This is a genomic window from Candidatus Omnitrophota bacterium (assembly GCA_041653595.1).
In the GTDB taxonomy this organism is placed as follows: Bacteria; Omnitrophota; Gorgyraeia; order Pluralincolimonadales; family Pluralincolimonadaceae; genus Pluralincolimonas.
The window spans coordinates 1-17,206 of the sequence record JBAZFB010000012.1; the positions used below are offsets into that span (position 1 = coordinate 1).

The window sequence follows — 17,206 nt, forward strand, 5'->3', positions numbered from 1 at the left end:
GAATTTCACTTTTTTGTCGTCGAAGAAAGTATAGAATAAGCCCATCGAGTTCGAGCCGCCTCCGACGCACGCCAACAGGTAATCCGGAAGCCTGCCTTCAAGTTTTAATATCTGGCGCTTCGTTTCCTTTCCTATTATCGACTGGAAATCGCGGACCATCATCGGGAAGGGGTGCGGGCCTGCAACCGAGCCGATGCAGTAATGAGTCGTCCTGACGTTCGTGACCCAGTCGCGCATCGCCTCATTCATCGCGTCTTTTAATGTTTTGCTCCCACTTGAAACGGGCGTCACCTTTGAGCCGAGCAGTCGCATCCTGAATACGTTCAGGGCCTGCCTCTTAATGTCCTCCTCGCCCATAAAGACCTCGCATTCGAGGCCGAATAGGGCGGCGACGGTCGCGGTCGCCACGCCGTGCTGGCCGGCGCCGGTCTCTGCTATTATCCTCTTCTTTCCCATCCTGAGCGTCAAAAGCCCCTGGCCCAGGGTATTGTTAATCTTGTGCGAACCGGTATGCAGGAGGTCTTCGCGCTTAAGGTATATCTTCGGGCCCTTCAGTTTTTTGGTTAGGCGCTCCGCGTAATAAAGCGGGCTCGGCCGGCCGGCAAAGTCCGAGAGATAATAATCCAGCTCTCTTTTGAATTTCTTGTCGTTTTTTGCGGCGTCATATCCGCGCTCAAGCTCGTCGAGCGCGACCATCAGCGTCTCCGGGACGTATTTGCCCCCGAAGATGCCGAAATGGCCCTTTTTGTCAGGCAGTCTCAAGTCATAACCCCTTTATTTTAAGTAAGTAAACTTAAATATTAGCACAGAGTCAAAGAGTAGTCAATTTATAATTAGGGCGGGATCTACTTTGTTTTGAGGTTTTTGTCGAGGATTTCGATCTTGGAATCGTTCTTCTTCTTATGCTGAAGGACGAGGCGTTCGTCGATCACCATATCCAGTTGTTCTTTAAGCGTATTAGGGGTGATCTTTAATGAAGGATTTTCACTCATGCGCAGGGCCAGAGACATCTTCAGGTCTTTATTGGTGATGGGTTCGCCGTTGACCGTAGCGATGACTTTTTCTACCGGCTGGACGGCAGCCGGTTTTTCAGCCGGCCTGCCGCAGCCTGCAAATAAAAATATTGCTAATAGTATAGTAACAGTCTTCATGGCGTTACCGGCGGGGTAACAGGTCCTGCTATTACACCGTCAAAATCAAACGAGGTACCGTTGGGTGTGATCAAACCGCCGCCCGAGCCTGCGGCATTCATGTTATTTATTTGACCGAGAGCATCTGCCGTCCAGGTCATCGCTACAGTGTTAACATCTGTAAGTGTCAACCCAAGGTTATCGGCGCCACTGGTAAAATTGAATGTCTGTCCCGCCGTGGGAAGATCCGCAAAGGTCAGGTCTACGATAGCGGTGAATATCCTGTTGTCATAGACACTCAGATCGATATTGCCTCCGACATTGGCATTTTGCAGCAGCGCCGTATATGTTTCGGTTATCGGTACCTCGACCATAGCGGCTAACGCTTGCTGTGTAAAACCTAATTGGTCTGTCGTGATCTGTGCCAGGTCTACCCATTCGCCGAGCATCTGTGCCTGGAAAGTGGTATCGACTTCCGGCCCGCCCTCCTGATAAATTCCGACAACATCTCCGGTTGTCCTGCCCAGGTATAAGTCATCGCTGCCTTCGTGTACCCCGAAATAAACGCCTTTAAATGCCCCGTCGAAAGTCGTATCCGATACATCGCCGCGCGCGGAAATGAGGTAATACCCGTCGACTACTTCGTGGGTAGAATCGCTATATGAAGTCCCGCCTATAGCCATATTCCATGTCGGTTCTATTACGGCAGCCGCTTCCGCCCTTCCTACCAACATCGCCTGCATGATACCCCAGTCGTGGCCCGGGCCGTCGATCTGCATCCTGTCGCCGGCGGTCATCTCAAATTGATTATCAGCTTGATTGATGATCTCTCCGCCGAGAAAAGTGCCTGTCCCTGACCCTTCGAGCACACCTGTCTCTATCGAAAGATTGCTCACCAGTTGATCCGGCGTAAGACCTATACCCGTTTCCATTACGGTCGGTGTGATATATCCTTCCGCTATCCACATCCCCACTTCGCTGTCGCCCTGGTCCGGTAATTCGTAGAGATCGAGGTCAAGAGGCCCTCTTAATATACCGGCATCATTACCGCCTTCATCATTAGAAGCAATATAGATCGCGGCTAACCTCAATCCCGATGCGGTGTCGAGCAGCCGGCCGTCTGCCGAATTGCCTATAGCGGCATGGGCCCAGCCAAAAAAAGCTCCCTCTCCGTCAAGAGTGGTGGTTTCACATCCGTCTGTGGCGTATGCGTTATGGCTTCCTATCAGTGAAGTTACAAGGTAAGAATCGGCGTCTTCATAGATCGCGTAATCGCCCATGGCGACGGTCTTAAAACCGGTATTCTTCCATTCCGGGTCGATAGAGCCCATAAGGCCATTGAAGCTTCCGGAAAAATCTTCCGGGTCATTCCAAGGATCGAACCAGCCGTGATCTAGGTCTTTATCATTCATCCCGCCTTCAGCCCATCCGCTGGCAGTTAGTTCGTTCTCTACCCAAACCCCGAGGCTTAATGCTTCCCAAGTCCCTTCATCGGCGTCATAATCCCCTAAGAAAAACCCAAACGATTCCCCGAGATAAGTGGCGTTGAGGTCATACCCGTGTACAGCGCCTGTAATCTCACCGTTCTCCCCGAAGTTACCGTCTATAAACAAAAAGGAGTACCATGGCGAGGGGATATCGTCGTACCAATCAGTATTTCTTTCGGCCATAAACGCGCTGAACGCACCTGAAGCCTCGGTATTAATGTCACCGCCGCTCACCGCGCGCAATATACTCCAATCCTGGCCATCAAGCCGGAGGCCCTCGACGTAAAGGGTGCCGGTTATATCCCCCCTTATCTCGTATTCAAAATCTTTGCTCTGTAACGCCCCGCCCGGCTCATACAGGATATCCGGGCTGTATGCTGTGGGAATGTCGAGATAGGCCTTTACCTTTCCTAAGGCGTCATATATCCCTATAGAGGGATAGAAGTCGCCGGTCAGGTACGCGGGATTGCCGTTCTCGTCGGAAGACATGATATATCCTGCTCTGTACCTGTATCCGTCATCATCTACTACTCCGGTGTCCCTTATATAAATACCAACCAGTCCGCCTTTAAGCTTGTTATTTATATCGGTGCCGCCTATAGAACCCCTAGCAGTGGATGTCTCGTCCGTTAAGTAGAAGTCAGAGCGCCAGAGCTTATAGTTGTCTCCTTCTTCATATTTTCCGCCAAAATCCGGGTTGTAGAATTCCCCGACCATGGCAAATTCGGCCGGGCCGCCGTATAGGTTTTGGGAACCGCCGAATACCCCGTTTAAGTAGCTGGTTTCATAGTCAAGATAGAGACCCGTCTCTTCCCAGCTGTCAAAGTACCCGAAAGCGCCACCGCTTCCGTCAGGCCCTCCAGCGATAACGCCGACATAGGCCAGCGGCTTCTTTTCCCATTCGCCGAGACCCGATGCGATCCAGCTCGAACCGTAATATTCGGAGTAATCATTCCCGAACTCATCCGTTCCGTAATAGATGTCGTCGTAATATACACCGCGTAGATCACCTGACAACCTGCCGATTATGCCTTTCCCAAGGTCGATATATACGCCGTTTAAAGTTCCTATCACTTTCTCATCATTCAATGATACATCCGTCGATTTGATGAGCAGGCCGTAATCATGGCCGGTCAAACCCATCGCGATACCGTTCTCGTGTAGGGTATAATCGTCTTCGGCTCGGTAGAATTCCCCGCCCATCTTCATATTGAAGATGCCCCACGGATTACCGCCTATAGAATAGAGCGAAGCCTCGTTCATCCAGTTCTCCTGGTATTCGACGTTCCTGAAGGCTCCGCCGAAGTCCATATAAGGCATCTCCGACCACTGGATTCTGTCAGAAAGATACGCGGGATCGACAGGGAATCCATCCTTTGCCTGACGATAAAGCGTTCCCTCCGCCAGCCACATATCTATCAGATCACTATACGCCCCGCCTATGGTGCCCTTTAATAGGCCTGTCGTGCCGTCAGGCGCTGCGTAGAATGCGTAAATGCTTCCGTCGGACATGATGCCGTTCTTCCAGATGCCAATCGAGAGGCCGATGAACGCCCCATCGCCGATCGACGTGCTGTCATCATTTTTGGCATTATAACTATTTATAGACGTGTTCCAGATGAACGGTTCCTCTCTGTAATATATATAATATTCGCCGATCGCCGTGACCGGGAATGAACTCGCCTGCCACCAGTCCGGCGTGGATGAACCGATGCGGCCGTATTGCCCGCCTGCCCCGCCCATTCCCCTTTCTCCGTAGTCATTATATAGGTCGTCTTCGTAATAGCCCCAGTCCCCGCTAAAGGAGAGAGGCGATTCGATGAACCCGCCGACACCCGTTGCCTCGATGCCTTCCTCTTCATAAGCGAGTATCGTTCCGAAGTAAGCGCCGAGCGTATAATAGTCGAGATAAGCGCCTGTCATGTCCATTCTTAAACCGCCGGTACCGTCGTCGATGCCCCGCACAGAGCTGAAGAAGTAGCCGTCATTGTAATAGCCACCGGCAACACCGTTCCAATTCGCGAGGGGCCGAGAGTTATAGTAATCGCCGTAGTAATATGCTTCCCTCCAGATACCCCAGTCCTGCCCTGGTATCCTCATCATCTCCCTGTCAAATTCGGCGTCGAAATAGCCGTTGCCGTTGTCGAACCTTATGCGGAGATCTCCGGAACCTGAGCCGTATTCAGGAAAATATTTTACACCGGGCTCTAGTTGGGCTACCTGCGTAAAATACAGACTACCGCTACCTGCCAGACTGCCATCGAAAGAACAGGTTCCCGAGAGTATGTCAAATACCGTATCTCCCCCGTTAGGATCGACATACGCCGTTCCAAACCAGCCGGCCCGGCCGGAAGGGTCGATATATATTGACATGGCCGCGGCATCCCAGCTATGGTCGATACCGCCGAGCCAGCCCGCGAATTCACCGCCCCCGACGCCGCTACCCGTTACATCGCCGGTAAATACCACGTGGTCCGGACGAATATGGTTCCCTGTCACGTTTATGTCCATCTGACCGGACCATTGCCCGTCTAACGGCGTTATGCTGTTAAACGACATATCAATAAAATTATCTTCAGAGCGCTCTTGATAACCGAAGGAACCTTTCACGGTGCCGGTCATATAGGTAGTTTCTTCCCCGCCGCCTTCCCCGCCATTGCCTTCACCCCCGTTATTGTTGGTTTGGCCGATTAGCTCGGTAACGGGCTTGTCGCCGAAGACGAAATTTTCGTGCATTTCGGTGTTATAGGTATTGCTGCCTCCGCTCGTATCCTCCCCCGGCGGTGAATAACCTTCGCCTTCGCCGACATCCCAACCCTCGTTCCATTTGGATTTCTGGTCGTCGTTCTGCTCTACGGGGTCGGTGACGTTACCGTTGCCGTCGGCAGTCGAACTTGTTCCCATCGGGACGTTCTTTATAGTGCCGGAGATGAGGTTCTTTAATACGCCGTTGCCGTCTTCAAAATACGACTGCGTCTGGGTTGACGATATATTAAGGAAGATGATCGTGCCGCGGACCGAAGCTACGGATGTCGGGGTCTTTACCTCGAATTTGGAGTTGCCTTTCAGTTTCTCTACTTTGGCGCGGAGCTTGCCCTTCTTCGACTCAAAAAGGCTCTCATGTTCTCCGCTGCCGGTCTCTTTGAGGCGTGTTATCGTGAAATTCGAGTCCTGTTGTAAGGTGATGACATCGCCGTTCTCGACCCTGAATTCGGCTTTTCCGTTCTTGTTCGTCTCTATTGTATCGCCGGTTTTGAGGGTCTCATTCACTTTAGCGTCGTGCCATACCGCCGAGCCGCCATTCTTGACTTTAACGCTTCCGGAGAGTTTAACGATGACCGCCTTCATCTCGCCGGGTTCGCTGTAACCCTCGGCCGTCGCGGATCCGCCGGCAGGGGCTTTTGCTATCATAGTGTCTTTTTCGTGCGCGGTCCTCTCCATGGCAAGGATCGTCCTGGGATAGGTAGGTTCGCTGTCCGCGACTATTACCGAGGACTCCCCGCTCTTTATCTCGACCTTCTTTTCGGGAACGGCGGAACTTGAGAATGACAAACTGCCGTTCAGGACCGTCGCCGAGGTCGCCGATTTCTGGTAGGCCACCACGAGATCCGTCCCCTTTACGCTTCCCGACGCGTTAGGTGTATTTATGAGGAAATTATCTTTGCCCGGCGCCTTGGAGACCACCGCCCTTATCTTGCCCCGCTCTATATTCAGGACTGCCGCTATACGTTTTCCGTCGAGGCCTACCCTGTAGTCCTTGATCTCAAGCCTGGTTTTTTCCGAGAGGGTGACGACAGACTTGTCAAAGAACGTTAACTCTGCCTTCGAGATGCTCTTCGTTCTCAGGATGTCTCCCGCAGATACATCCTCCCCGCCTTTTACCGGCACCGCTTCGGTCCTACCCGGGCTAAGCAGGTCTACATTGCCCTCGGCGGCGGATACCCTGCCTATCACTTCGGCGCTCGCCGTGACGGCGAAAGCAAGGGACGCCGCGGCAAGTATAAATGCTCCCGCCGTTAATAGTTTTGCGGTCCGGCTTTTCATTTTACATATCTCCTCATTTTAGAATTTGTATTGGATCCCTAAACCGTAAATGCTTCTGTCGTAATCGTAGACCGCTATATTCGAATGGTCCTTCACGTATGTGTATTTGAACTGGAGCTCCGCTTCCTTCCAGAAGTTATACGCGAGCATGGAAGAGACCGTATAGACCTGGTCATCCCGCTCTTTCTTGAATATCGTGTTCGTATCGGCGAAGTCCTGGAGGAAAGCGTCGCCCGCGACGCTTAATTTAAATCTTTTGAGAAAAGGATAAAGAATGGTGGCGGTGAACCTGTTGCCGAGATAGTTCCAGTTCACGCCTTGTGTGTATTCCCGGTTCAGCCCGTAATGGAGCCCGAAGAAACCTTTATTCTCCGCGAAGAAGAAAAAGTAACCCAGGCCTCCGCCGAAATCATTCGAGTTCCTGTTCTCATCGGGTATGAAGGGGTCGCGGGCAAAAGCCTTCTTCTGGTACTTGAAATTAGCCTGGAGCATATGCCTGCCGCCGATTATGTAATTAACAACGGGGCTGGCGCTGACCGTCGTCATATATTTGGTCCTTCCTACGTCTGTATAGTTATATCCCGCGGCGATCCCGAGGGTCCCGTTCTTGAAATAATAATTCGGCGTCACCACGACGGTCTGGCTTAGGACATCGTAAATGCCGAGGTCATTCTGGTGCGCAAAGTACAGGGAATACTGGCCGTCGAGCCCCAGCTTATCGTTTAACTTCAGCCTGCCCTGGCCCATGAAGTTCACGACTTCCCTCCAGTCAGCCTCATCGCTGATCCCGGTCGCGATAGTATCGTCACCGGGCTTAAGCAGGACATTCGTGTCGTATTCCCCCCCGACGCTGACAGTCGCCCTTAGGGGCCTCTCAGCCTCCTCTTTTCTCTTGAGGGCCTCCATATATTCGTTGGAAAATGACGCGAGGTCGGAGTTAGGGTCGAGGATTATTATCTCGTGGAAGACCTTTTTTGCTTCCGCGAATCTTTTTTCCTTGAGGTTAGCGATGCCTATCTGGTAATCGGACGCCTGTGAGAGCGACGAGTCGAGTTTTTTGGCATCCTCGAAGGCGGCGATCGCGCCGGTATTATCGTTATCTTTCAGGAGGACGAGGCCTTTGAGAAAAGCGGTCTGTGACGGCCTGATCGACTCTCTTTCGGCAACCGCTATATATTCTTTCGCTTCCTTTAGGTCTCCAAGCTGGTAAAGTACCTCTACGAGCTCGACCAATGCTTCCTTTATCCTTGGGGTCAGCGTTACGGCATCAATAAGATGCTTCTTTGCTTCTTTATAATCCTGGAGTTGTTTGCAGGTTATGCCGAGATAGTATGCCGCCAGCGATGAATTGGGGTCTTTTTCCCTCACCTGCTTAAGGACAGAAGCGGCTTCATCGTAATTTTCCTGTTTGTAGAGCTTAATTCCCTGCTCAAGCTGAGGATCGTTCTCTGCGAAAACCAAACCGGATGAAGATAATGACAGAAAAAAACAGATTACCGTTAAGGCGGGAATTGCTTTTTGTGGCATTAACCAATCCCTTCTTTTTACTTAGGTTAGTTTTTAAAGAGGATGAGCGAAGTTGTTATATGTGGTAAATTTTACCATCCATATGGAAAAAAGTCAAGAAAAAAGTTCTTGACAAAAACCGGCTGGTTAATATATTATACATCTGTAGCAGGTAATGCAGCTGACAAGCCCGATAGGTGTTCCTGTAAATGAAAAAAATTATCTTTTTTTGCATTGTTCTTCTGCTTTTGGTCTTATTCTCTCCCGCGGTATTCGCCGTAGAGATGTGGCCCTTCGACTCCAGTTTGTCAACAAACTCTGTATGGCAATTCGACCTTGGCCAGAAACCTTCTATTTACGTAAACCTTCCGGAACCGGTTGAGCAGGGCCTGTGGACTTCTAAGGTTTTCAGCGATTGGAAGATAGGTACGACGCTTAAAGGTGAAGACAACCAGGAAGGCCTTTATTTCAGGCAGGAATACCAGTTGGACCTCCCTTCAACTTTTAACTGGTCCGACAAGTCAAATGTCGGTACTTGGAATGTCGTCGTAGATTATGGATATTATCGGTTGGGATCAACCGAATATTTCCGATCCGGCATCGCGTACACCTCTTTTAACATCATTGACCCCAATCCTAATACCGCCCCGGAACCTGTCGCCACAGTACTTTTTTTGGCGGGCGGGGCGACACTAGCGGTAAGACGCCTGCGTAAAAAGTAATACCCTTCTATTTTATCTTCAATACTATAACAGTCATATCATCATGCTGCGGCATTCCTTCGCTGAATTTCTCGACTTCCCCTACCAGCTTATCGGCCAGTCCTTGGGCCGGAAGCCGCCTGTTCAAGAATGCCGTATCGAGTATTTGTTTCTCGCCGAATTCCTTCTTGTTCTTGTCCCTCGCCTCTGATATGCCGTCCGTATACATCACGAATACGTCTCCGGATGAAACATCGAACTCATCGGCCATGAACTCCGAGCCGGGGATGATCCCGATCGGGCTTCCCACCGATTGCGTCAGCGCCACCACGTCCCCGGAATTTTTCACCCAGATGAGCGGGTTATGGCCGCCGTTCGAATATTTTATCTTCCTCTCCTTGGGTTTGTAGATAAGGTACTGGAGGGTGACGAACATCCCGGAGACCCCTTCTTCCACGAGCCTGTCGTTTATCGCGGTAAGGGCTTCGTCCGGTTCATTGAAGTCATGGGAAAGCCCGCGGAAATCCGCCATTGCCTTAGCCATGAATAAGGCGGCCGGAACGCCTTTGCCGGAGACATCCCCGATGACGATCCCCAGCCTGTCTTCCTTTAATTTAACTACATCAAAAAGCAATTTTATGAAATCGTAAAAATCCCCTCCCACATGCTTTGCAGGCACGAACTTGACCCCCAATTCGACGCCTGCCGTCCCGGGAAGGTTTTGGGGCAGCAGCGATTGCTGTATCCGGCTCGCTATCTGGAGCTCCTTTTCTATAAGGCCCTTTTCAAACCTCGTGATTATGAACTGGTTAAGGGTCACGGCAGGATACGCTACGCACAGCAAGATCAGTATGCTTACATAATCTAACCATATATTAAAGAAAGAAAATGAAACATACGATACGGCCAATATTCCCGCCGACAGTACCGCGAAAAATGCCAGGCCTTCGAAAGGGGTCCTCTTCGGGAGCGTAATACCGATGGTTGTCCCAATAATGAGAAGTAAAAGAAGTATCTTCCACCCGTCTACCCTCTTGATGAAGTCCCTTGTCAGTATGGTGTTTATCGCGCTCGCCCTTATGCCTACGCCCGGGTACAAGGTGGACACCGGCGTAGCCCAGAAGTCCTCGCTCCCCGTCGCGGTCAATCCTATTATGACGATCTTGTCCTTCAGGGTTTTCAGGTCCACGGCCGGCTTCTCTCCGTCCTGCGCCTGGACTCCTGACAAGGCCACAGCCGCATAAGATATCCTTTTAAATCCGGCATAAGCCCCGGGATAGTTTATCCACATCATCCTGTTAGCGTCGGTCCTGACATCGAGTTTTTCGAATGATGTGCCTAAAAAATGCGCGGCCGCGAGCGCGTCCAGGGAGAGATATTTTTTTCCTTTATGGGTGAGCTCTACCGGGACCTTCCTGACCTTACCGTCCGGCTCTACGAGGATGTTCACGAAACCTACGCCTTTAGCGTTCCGCTGTAATTCCGGTAAAGGCAATGTGATATCCCTGGGTTTGACGATGTTCTTTTTTAGGTCATCCTGGCGGAGCTCGAAGAACGCCGAATAAAATACGTTTCCGGTTATCTTCGTCTGCTTCGAGAGCAGTTCATCCTCGGCCGGCTTATCTTCCTCCGGCTCGCTGAAGATGATATCGAATACGATGGTCTTAGGGCCGTAATCATCGATAATATCCAGCAATTCGGCGTGATATCCCCTGTCCCACGGCCACCTGCCGAAGGCCTTAAGCGACGCGTCGTCTATCTCTATGACGACTATATCTGTGCTTGCCGGCCGCGGCCCGCGCAACTTGAAAAGAATGTCGATCCCTTGGTATTCGGCGAGCTCAAGAAGGCCCAGCAAATAGGCGAGCCCTATGACCGTCACGCAAATAAGCCCTATTAAAAGCCCGCTTTTCTTTTTCATTCTATTATTATCTCGCATTCCGGCAGGGCCGACAAGAACTTCCTGCCGTAGGGTTTGTGCAATATCCTGCTGTCCAGGATCACTACGATGCCGGTATCGTATTTTGTGCGCACCAGCCTGCCGAAACCCTGTTTTAATTTCAATATCGCCTGCGGGAGGCTGTAATCCTGGAACGGGTCCCCGCCCTCATCTTTTATCTTTTCCATCCTCGCCTCTGCGATCGGGTGGTCAGGCACGGCGAAGGGCAGCCTCGTGATGATGACATTGCTCAACGCCTCGCCCGGCACATCGACGCCTGTCCAGAACGAATCGACGCCGAATATCACCGAGCCGACGTCGCGCTTGAAAGCCTCGAGCATCTTTGTGCGCGGGAGCCCGGCGCCCTGTTTCAATACCGGGATCCCCAGGTCGTGCAGGAAAGGCGCGGTCTCCTCATACACATCGTCCATGAACCTGTAGCTCGTGAAGAGAACGAACGCCCTTCCTTCGGTCCGCTCAAGGTAAACCTTCAATTTATTGACGACCTCCGACCTGTATTTATCGTAGTCGTTAGGGTCAGGCATTTTTTTCGGGATATGGATCTTGACGTTATTGGCGTAATCGAACGGAGAGCCCAGTAATTTTTCGGCGCATCTCTTCAGCCCGAGGCGGCTCTTTATGTATTCGAAATTCTTCTCGGTCGATAACGTGGCGCTTGTAAGCACGACCGTATCTATCCTCGAGAAGAGCATCCCGTTGAGCGCCGGGGCAATGTTGATGGGCGCGCAATCGAGCGATATCCTGCGATACCGCCAGCTTGCGGCCCGCAGGCTGCCCGTGGGCCGCAAGCTGCCCGATACCTCCGCCCAATAGACGTAATCCGGCGCGCCCATTGTCAGGAACGTTTCCAATGCCTGGATTAGCGCGTCCGTCCTGTTCATATAATATTTGAAGTCCACCTCTTCCTCTTTCGAGCGGGCCCGCTCGAACCTGTCCTCGAGCATCCCGGAGAGTCTCTTAAGCGGGTTCGAGAGGCAATCATCAACGAAATCCGGCTGCCTGACCCTGCGTATGTTATCCCTTTCAAGCCAGTCCGCGACCCCGTCGAAAAACCTGTCCGAGGCCTTCCTAAGATCCGATACATAATCTTTCAGGCCGTCGTCACTTACCGAAGTCAGGAACCCTTTCTTCTTCGAAGGATTGTAGAGGGAATCCAGGAGGTATTTCACCTTAAAGTTTGATATCTCGTAGCCGAGATGCTCGGTAGCCACATCTTCGATCGTATGCGCCTCGTCGAAGACGACGCATGAATAATTCGGCAGGAGCGAGTATTCGGATTGGCGCAGGGCGAGGTCGGAAAAGAACAGGTGGTGGTTCACGACCAGCAGGTCCGCCTCCTGCATATTGTTGCGCGCCTTCATCAGAAAACAATCGTTCCTGTATGGGCATTTTTTCCCGAGGCAGGTGTCAGGCTCGCAGCAGACCCTCTCCCACACCTTCGGGTTGGGTTCATCCTCGAAATCCGAACGCGAGCCGTCTGTCGTGGCCTTGGACCAGGCTAGGATATTCCGCAGGTCGCCGACCTCCTCCTTCGATTCGAAGAGGTCCGTCCTCGAAGAGAAGACCCTGTTGAGCCTCCTGAGGCAGAGATAATTAGAACGGCCCTTTACCAGGCAGTAAGTGAAGTCGAACGGCATGACGGTCTTGATGAACGGAATATCTTTTTTTACGAGCTGTTCCTGGAGGCTTATGGTGTTTGTGGAGATGACCGCTTTTTTACCGGATGAGACCGCGGAATCTATCAGGGGCACAAGATAAGCGAAAGATTTTCCGACGCCGGTGCCGGCCTCGGTTATAAGATGCCTCCTCTTCCTGATGGCTTCCTCTACGGCCTTCGCCATCTCTCCCTGTTGCGGGCGGAATTCGTAATCTTTAAAGGCGTTCGCGAGCAACCCGCCCTTGCCGAAAAATCCCTCCGCGTCGATATTAACGCCCGGATCATCGGTGCCTGTGAGCAACGGGCTGTTAGGTAAGATCATCTATCTCGGGCTTATCGCAAGTTCCTCCAGCCGCGCGATCCTGCGTTCGATAGGAGGATGCGTGCTGAAGAGGTTAGTGAAGCCGCCGCCTGTGAGCGGATTGACGATAAATAAATGCGCGGTCGTCGGGTTCGCCTGCATCGGCACCTGGCGCGAGTAATTATAGAGTTTCCTTAACGCGTTCGCCAGCGAGAGAGGCCTTCCGCACAATTTGGCGCCGGATTCATCGGCCATATACTCCCTCGAGCGGGAGATCGCCAATTGTATGAGCGTCGCGACTATGGGAGCGAGAATAGCTATTATCAACAAGGCGAGCGGGTTTCCGCCTTCCCTGTCGTTATCCCTTCCGCCGACGCCTCCGAATATTGCCGCCCATCTCGCCATATCCGAAAGCATATATATCGCGCCGGCGACTGTGGCGACTACGGTCATGATCAGGGTATCCCTGTTATGGACGTGGGAAAGCTCGTGGGAGATGACGCCTTCGAGTTCGTCGTCGCTTAATAAGCGCAATATGCCTTCGGTCACGGCCACAGAAGCGTGCGCAGGGTTGCGTCCCGTAGCGAACGCGTTAGGTGTCTCAACGGGGATTATATAGATCTTCGGTTTTGGGATATCGGTTTTGGTCGCCAGGTTCTGGACTATCCTGTGGATCTTCGGGTAATCCCGGAGCGGCGCCTCTTTTGCTTTATACATCATCAGGACTATCTTGTCGGAAAACCAGTATGAGAAGAAGTTCATCAGGACCGCGAGGCCGAAGGCTATGATCATCCCGTTCCTGCCGCCTATGAAGTTTCCCACAAAGATAAGCAGGAGCGTAAGTAATGTCAGGAAAAATACCGTTTTGAATACGTTCATCTTTAAACTACCTCCTAGAGATTCTTTATCTCGGATACTTCTTTATCTATCAGGTGCGCGACTTCGGAGATCTCTTTGATCGCGTTATCGACCGCCTTCTTGAAGTAGATGGCCCCGGGATGCCTCTCCCCGAGCTCGACCAGGCGCGCGCCCATGTCAATAAGCGTCAGGTACATCTTCTTAAGCTCCTGGGCGTCCTTGTAGTTCCTGAACTTCCTGTTCAGGAACTTTACCAGCTCCTTCTTCTCTTCCGTGTCGATCTTCGTGAACCTTACTCCGATGCCGGGATAATACGTGGGATTCTTGTCCTTATCGGCTATCCAGGCCACCCGCCCGGTAACGTCTATGGGATGGGAGACCGTCGGCAGCGAGAACTCCAGGTCCATGTCCATCCCTAGCTTGAATTTTTTGTTGGTCTTGAGGAAGAGGCCGTGCTGGGCGAAATTTTTCGACCTGAAAAGGTAAGCCTTGCTGCTTGCGGACTTATCCTTTTTTCGGTGCCACTTGACCTCGACGTCCAGCGCCAGGCGGCGGTGCAATCTCTTGTTGGAAGCCATTTCGGATCCTTTCGCTATTTAATATCCTTCGCTTTTTCGATGAAACTCTTCATCAGGCCGTGGTCCTTCCTGCCCGGGGCGGCCTCAAGCCTGCTCGAGGCGTCCACGCCGTAAGGCCTTGCCTTTTTTATCGCCGACTTAACGTTGCCGGCGTCGAGTCCGCCCGCGAGGATCACGGGTTTACCGGACTTTTTCGCTTTTGCGGCCAGGGACCAATCGAATCTAACGCCCGTGCCGCCGCTCTTCCCCTCCACGAATGAATCGAGCAGGAAAGCGTCCGCGGGATACCGTCCCAACCCCTTCAGGCTATCCCCGCCTTTGATGCGGACCGCCTTTATTATTTTATAGTATTTATTGAGCCCTTTGCAATAGTCCGAGGATTCGTCCCCGTGCAGTTGGAGGAGGTCGAGCCGGCAATCGCGGGCTATCTTAAGCACTCTTCCTTTTTTTTCGTTTACAAAAACCCCCACCGTGACCACGTATGGGGGCAATTTCATTATTATATCCTTCGCTTTCTTCGGCGCGATCCCCCGCCGGCTTTTAGCGAAGACGAAACCCAGGGCGTCAGCCCCGTAACGGCAGGCGGCCTCGGCGTCTTTATAATTGGTTATACCGCAGATCTTCACTTTTACCAAGCCATCACCCTCTTTACCTCGGCGCCGATGTCGTCGGCCTCCATGAAGACCGTCCCGATAAGCACGGCCTTTACCCCTATTGAGGCAAGGGACTGCACGTCTTCCGGCTCCCTGACGCCGCTCTCCGAGACGATTATCTTACCGGGCGCGACCTTCTCGATCAATTCACGTGTTATATTAAGGTCGGTCTCTAGAGTCCTGAGGTTCCTGTTATTGATCCCGATTATCTCCGCCTCTATCCCGAGCGCCTTGTCGAGGTCGCGCTGGTCGTGGACCTCTATGATGGCGTCCATGCCGAGGGACTTGGCCTCGTGGAAGAGCGCTTTAAGCATGCCCCTGTCGAGCGCAGCGGCAATAAGGAGCACCGCGTCGGCGCCGGCTATGGCCGTCTCAAATATCTGGTATTCGGATATGATAAAATCCTTTCGCAGGATAGGCAGGTCGACGGCCTGCCTCACCGCTTTGAGATGGTCCAGGCTGCCCTGGAAATATTTATCCTCTGTCAGGACGGATAACGCGGCCGCGCCGCTCTTCTTATATATCCTCGCTATTACTTCAGGGTCATATTCATGCCTTATCACGCCGTGCGAGGGCGACGCCTTTTTCAATTCGGCGATCAGGTTTATCCTGCCGCCCCTGGAGATAGCCGCCTTGAAGCCGCGGTTCTTGACCGGGGAAGCCGCCCTCTCGATCTCGTCGAGAGGCAAAGTTTCCTGCGCTTTTTCCATTTTGTGTTTCTTGTGTTCGATTATATCTTCGAGACCTATCATGAGCTTGCCGCCTCCTTTAATGCCTGGAGTTTACCGAGCGCCATCCCGGACTCTATCGACTCTTCGGCCAATTGTATGCCCTCTTTGATGTTCAACGCCTTATCCGCCGCGTATATGGCGCAGCCGGCGTTTAACACTACGATATCATACTTAGGGCCTTTCTCGCCGCTCAGGATATCCATCGCTATCTTCGCGTTCTCGGCGGGCTCCCCGCCTTTCAGGTCACCGGGCAGGGCCTTCTTTATCCCGAAATCCCGCGGAGAGATCCCGTAGGTCTTTACCCTTCCGCCTTTTAGTTCGGATATCTGTGTCCTGTCAGTAGTGGTCACTTCGTCGAGCCCGTCTTTCCCGTTGACGACGAGCGCGTGTTTTGAGCCCAATCTCCCGAGAGCTTTCGCGATGGGCTCTGTCAATTCCCGGTCGTATACGCCCAATAACTGGTTTGTGGCGCCGGCAGGGTTGGTCATCGGGCCCAGGATGTTAAATATCGTCCTTATGCCTATCTCCTTGCGCGGGCCTACCGCGTATTGCATCGCCTTGTGCAGCGCCGGCGCAAAAAGGAACCCGATGCCGGCCTCATCTATACACTTCGAGACCGTATGTTCCTCCGCGTCGATATTTACGCCCAGAGCCTTCAGCAGGTCTGCGCTCCCGCATTTGGAAGAGACGCTCCTGTTGCCGTGCTTGGCGACGATGACCCCGGCGCCTGCCGTGACAAAAGCCGTAACCGTCGAGACGTTAAAGGTCTGGCATTCGTCGCCGCCGGTCCCGCAGGTATCCAGCACGACCTGGTGCCTCGTCTTTATCTTTGTGGCGTGCCTGCGCATGATCTCTGCCGCGCCGGTTATCTCGTCGATCGTCTCTCCCTTTATCCGCATCGCGGTAAGGAAAGCGGCGATCTGCGACGGCTGCGCCTGCCCGGTCATGATCTCCTCCATCGCGAGCTCTATCTCGTTCTTGGAGAGGTCTTCGCATTTCACTAATTTGGCTATCGCTTCTCTTATCATTATTTCTTTAGCTCCAGGAAATTCTTCAGTAATCTTTTCCCGTCGGCCGTCAATATCGACTCCGGGTGGAACTGCACGCCCCAGACAGGGAATCTTTTGTGCCTCAGTCCCATTATCTCTTTCTCTTTCGTCTCTGCCGTTATCTCGAGGGATTTCGGGAAAGACTTACGCTCCACGAGGAGCGAATGGTACCTTGTCGCGTCAAAGGGGTTCTTTAATCCCTTGAATATATCTTTGCCGTTATGGTATATCTTCGAGGTCTTGCCGTGCATCGGCCTCTCTCCCTTTACTATTTTACCTCCGAATACCTCGCCTATGCATTGATGCCCCAGGCATACGCCGAGGATAGGGACTTTTCCGGCGAACTCGCGTATCGCCTCGTTCGAGATGCCCGCGTCTTTGGGGAATCCCGGTCCCGGAGAGATGACTATCTTTTTAGGGCGGAGCGCTTTTATGTCCTTCAGGGTCATCTTGTCATTCCTCACGACCTTAAGGTCCTGGCCCATTTCGCCCAGGTACTGGACGAGGTTATACGTGAACGAATCGTAATTATCGATGACTAGGATCATCTC

The 17,206-nt window shown here is 52.3% G+C and carries 13 protein-coding genes; 1 reads left to right on the forward strand and 12 read right to left on the reverse strand.

Annotation, left to right across the window (positions count from 1 at the left end):
• The 4 genes from trpB to WC317_05665 all read right to left on the reverse strand — a co-directional run.
• Nucleotides 1-762: tryptophan synthase subunit beta (gene trpB / locus WC317_05650; protein MFA5339608.1), on the reverse strand; the 762-nt coding region annotated here is incomplete at its 3' end.
• Between the two features lie 83 nt (nucleotides 763-845).
• Nucleotides 846-1,151 carry a hypothetical protein gene (locus WC317_05655; protein ID MFA5339609.1) on the reverse strand — a complete coding sequence of 102 codons (306 nt, stop codon included), beginning with the start codon at nucleotides 1,149-1,151 and terminating at the stop codon, nucleotides 846-848.
• Nucleotides 1,148-6,661 carry a FecR family protein gene (locus tag WC317_05660; GenBank protein MFA5339610.1) on the reverse strand — a complete coding sequence of 1,838 codons (5,514 nt, stop codon included), beginning with the start codon at nucleotides 6,659-6,661 and terminating at the stop codon, nucleotides 1,148-1,150. Before WC317_05660 ends, WC317_05655 begins: the two co-directional genes overlap by 4 nt.
• Before the next feature lie 18 nt (nucleotides 6,662-6,679).
• Nucleotides 6,680-8,188 carry a tetratricopeptide repeat protein gene (locus tag WC317_05665; protein ID MFA5339611.1) on the reverse strand — a complete coding sequence of 503 codons (1,509 nt, stop codon included), beginning with the start codon at nucleotides 8,186-8,188 and terminating at the stop codon, nucleotides 6,680-6,682.
• A gap of 188 nt (nucleotides 8,189-8,376) precedes the next feature.
• Between WC317_05665 and WC317_05670 the strand changes: the two genes are divergently transcribed.
• Nucleotides 8,377-8,889 (forward strand): hypothetical protein, encoded by a 513-nt coding sequence (locus WC317_05670; GenBank protein MFA5339612.1) that lies wholly within the window; start codon nucleotides 8,377-8,379, stop codon nucleotides 8,887-8,889.
• A 7-nt stretch (nucleotides 8,890-8,896) separates the two neighbouring features.
• Here the strand turns inward: WC317_05670 and WC317_05675 are convergent, their stop codons facing one another.
• From WC317_05675 to WC317_05710, 8 genes are read right to left on the reverse strand one after another with little or no spacing between them, the layout of a single operon-like run.
• Nucleotides 8,897-10,789: a CHASE2 domain-containing protein gene (locus WC317_05675; GenBank protein MFA5339613.1), complete on the reverse strand. Its 1,893-nt coding sequence runs from the start codon at nucleotides 10,787-10,789 to the stop codon at nucleotides 8,897-8,899.
• Nucleotides 10,786-12,807 (reverse strand): ATP-dependent DNA helicase, encoded by a 2,022-nt coding sequence (locus tag WC317_05680; GenBank protein ID MFA5339614.1) that lies wholly within the window; start codon nucleotides 12,805-12,807, stop codon nucleotides 10,786-10,788. The genes WC317_05675 and WC317_05680 overlap by 4 nt, the downstream gene beginning before the upstream one ends.
• Entirely contained in the window at nucleotides 12,808-13,665 is an 858-nt protein-coding gene (gene htpX, locus WC317_05685; protein ID MFA5339615.1) for a zinc metalloprotease HtpX, read from the reverse strand.
• A gap of 14 nt (nucleotides 13,666-13,679) precedes the next feature.
• A complete protein-coding gene (locus tag WC317_05690) occupies nucleotides 13,680-14,222 on the reverse strand; it encodes a PilZ domain-containing protein (GenBank protein MFA5339616.1) in 543 nt (180 codons plus the stop codon).
• 14 nt (nucleotides 14,223-14,236) lie between these two features.
• Complete coding sequence (locus WC317_05695) at nucleotides 14,237-14,848, reverse strand: phosphoribosylanthranilate isomerase (protein ID MFA5339617.1); 612 nt, start codon at nucleotides 14,846-14,848, stop codon at nucleotides 14,237-14,239.
• A 2-nt stretch (nucleotides 14,849-14,850) separates the two neighbouring features.
• Nucleotides 14,851-15,627, reverse strand: a complete 777-nt coding sequence (trpC, locus tag WC317_05700; GenBank protein ID MFA5339618.1) for an indole-3-glycerol phosphate synthase TrpC — start codon at nucleotides 15,625-15,627, stop codon at nucleotides 14,851-14,853.
• Nucleotides 15,624-16,634, reverse strand: a complete 1,011-nt coding sequence (gene trpD / locus WC317_05705; GenBank protein ID MFA5339619.1) for an anthranilate phosphoribosyltransferase — start codon at nucleotides 16,632-16,634, stop codon at nucleotides 15,624-15,626. Before trpD ends, trpC begins: the two co-directional genes overlap by 4 nt.
• Nucleotides 16,634-17,203, reverse strand: a complete 570-nt coding sequence (locus WC317_05710; GenBank protein ID MFA5339620.1) for an aminodeoxychorismate/anthranilate synthase component II — start codon at nucleotides 17,201-17,203, stop codon at nucleotides 16,634-16,636. The genes trpD and WC317_05710 overlap by 1 nt, the downstream gene beginning before the upstream one ends.
• Nucleotides 17,204-17,206 lie beyond the last annotated feature (3 nt).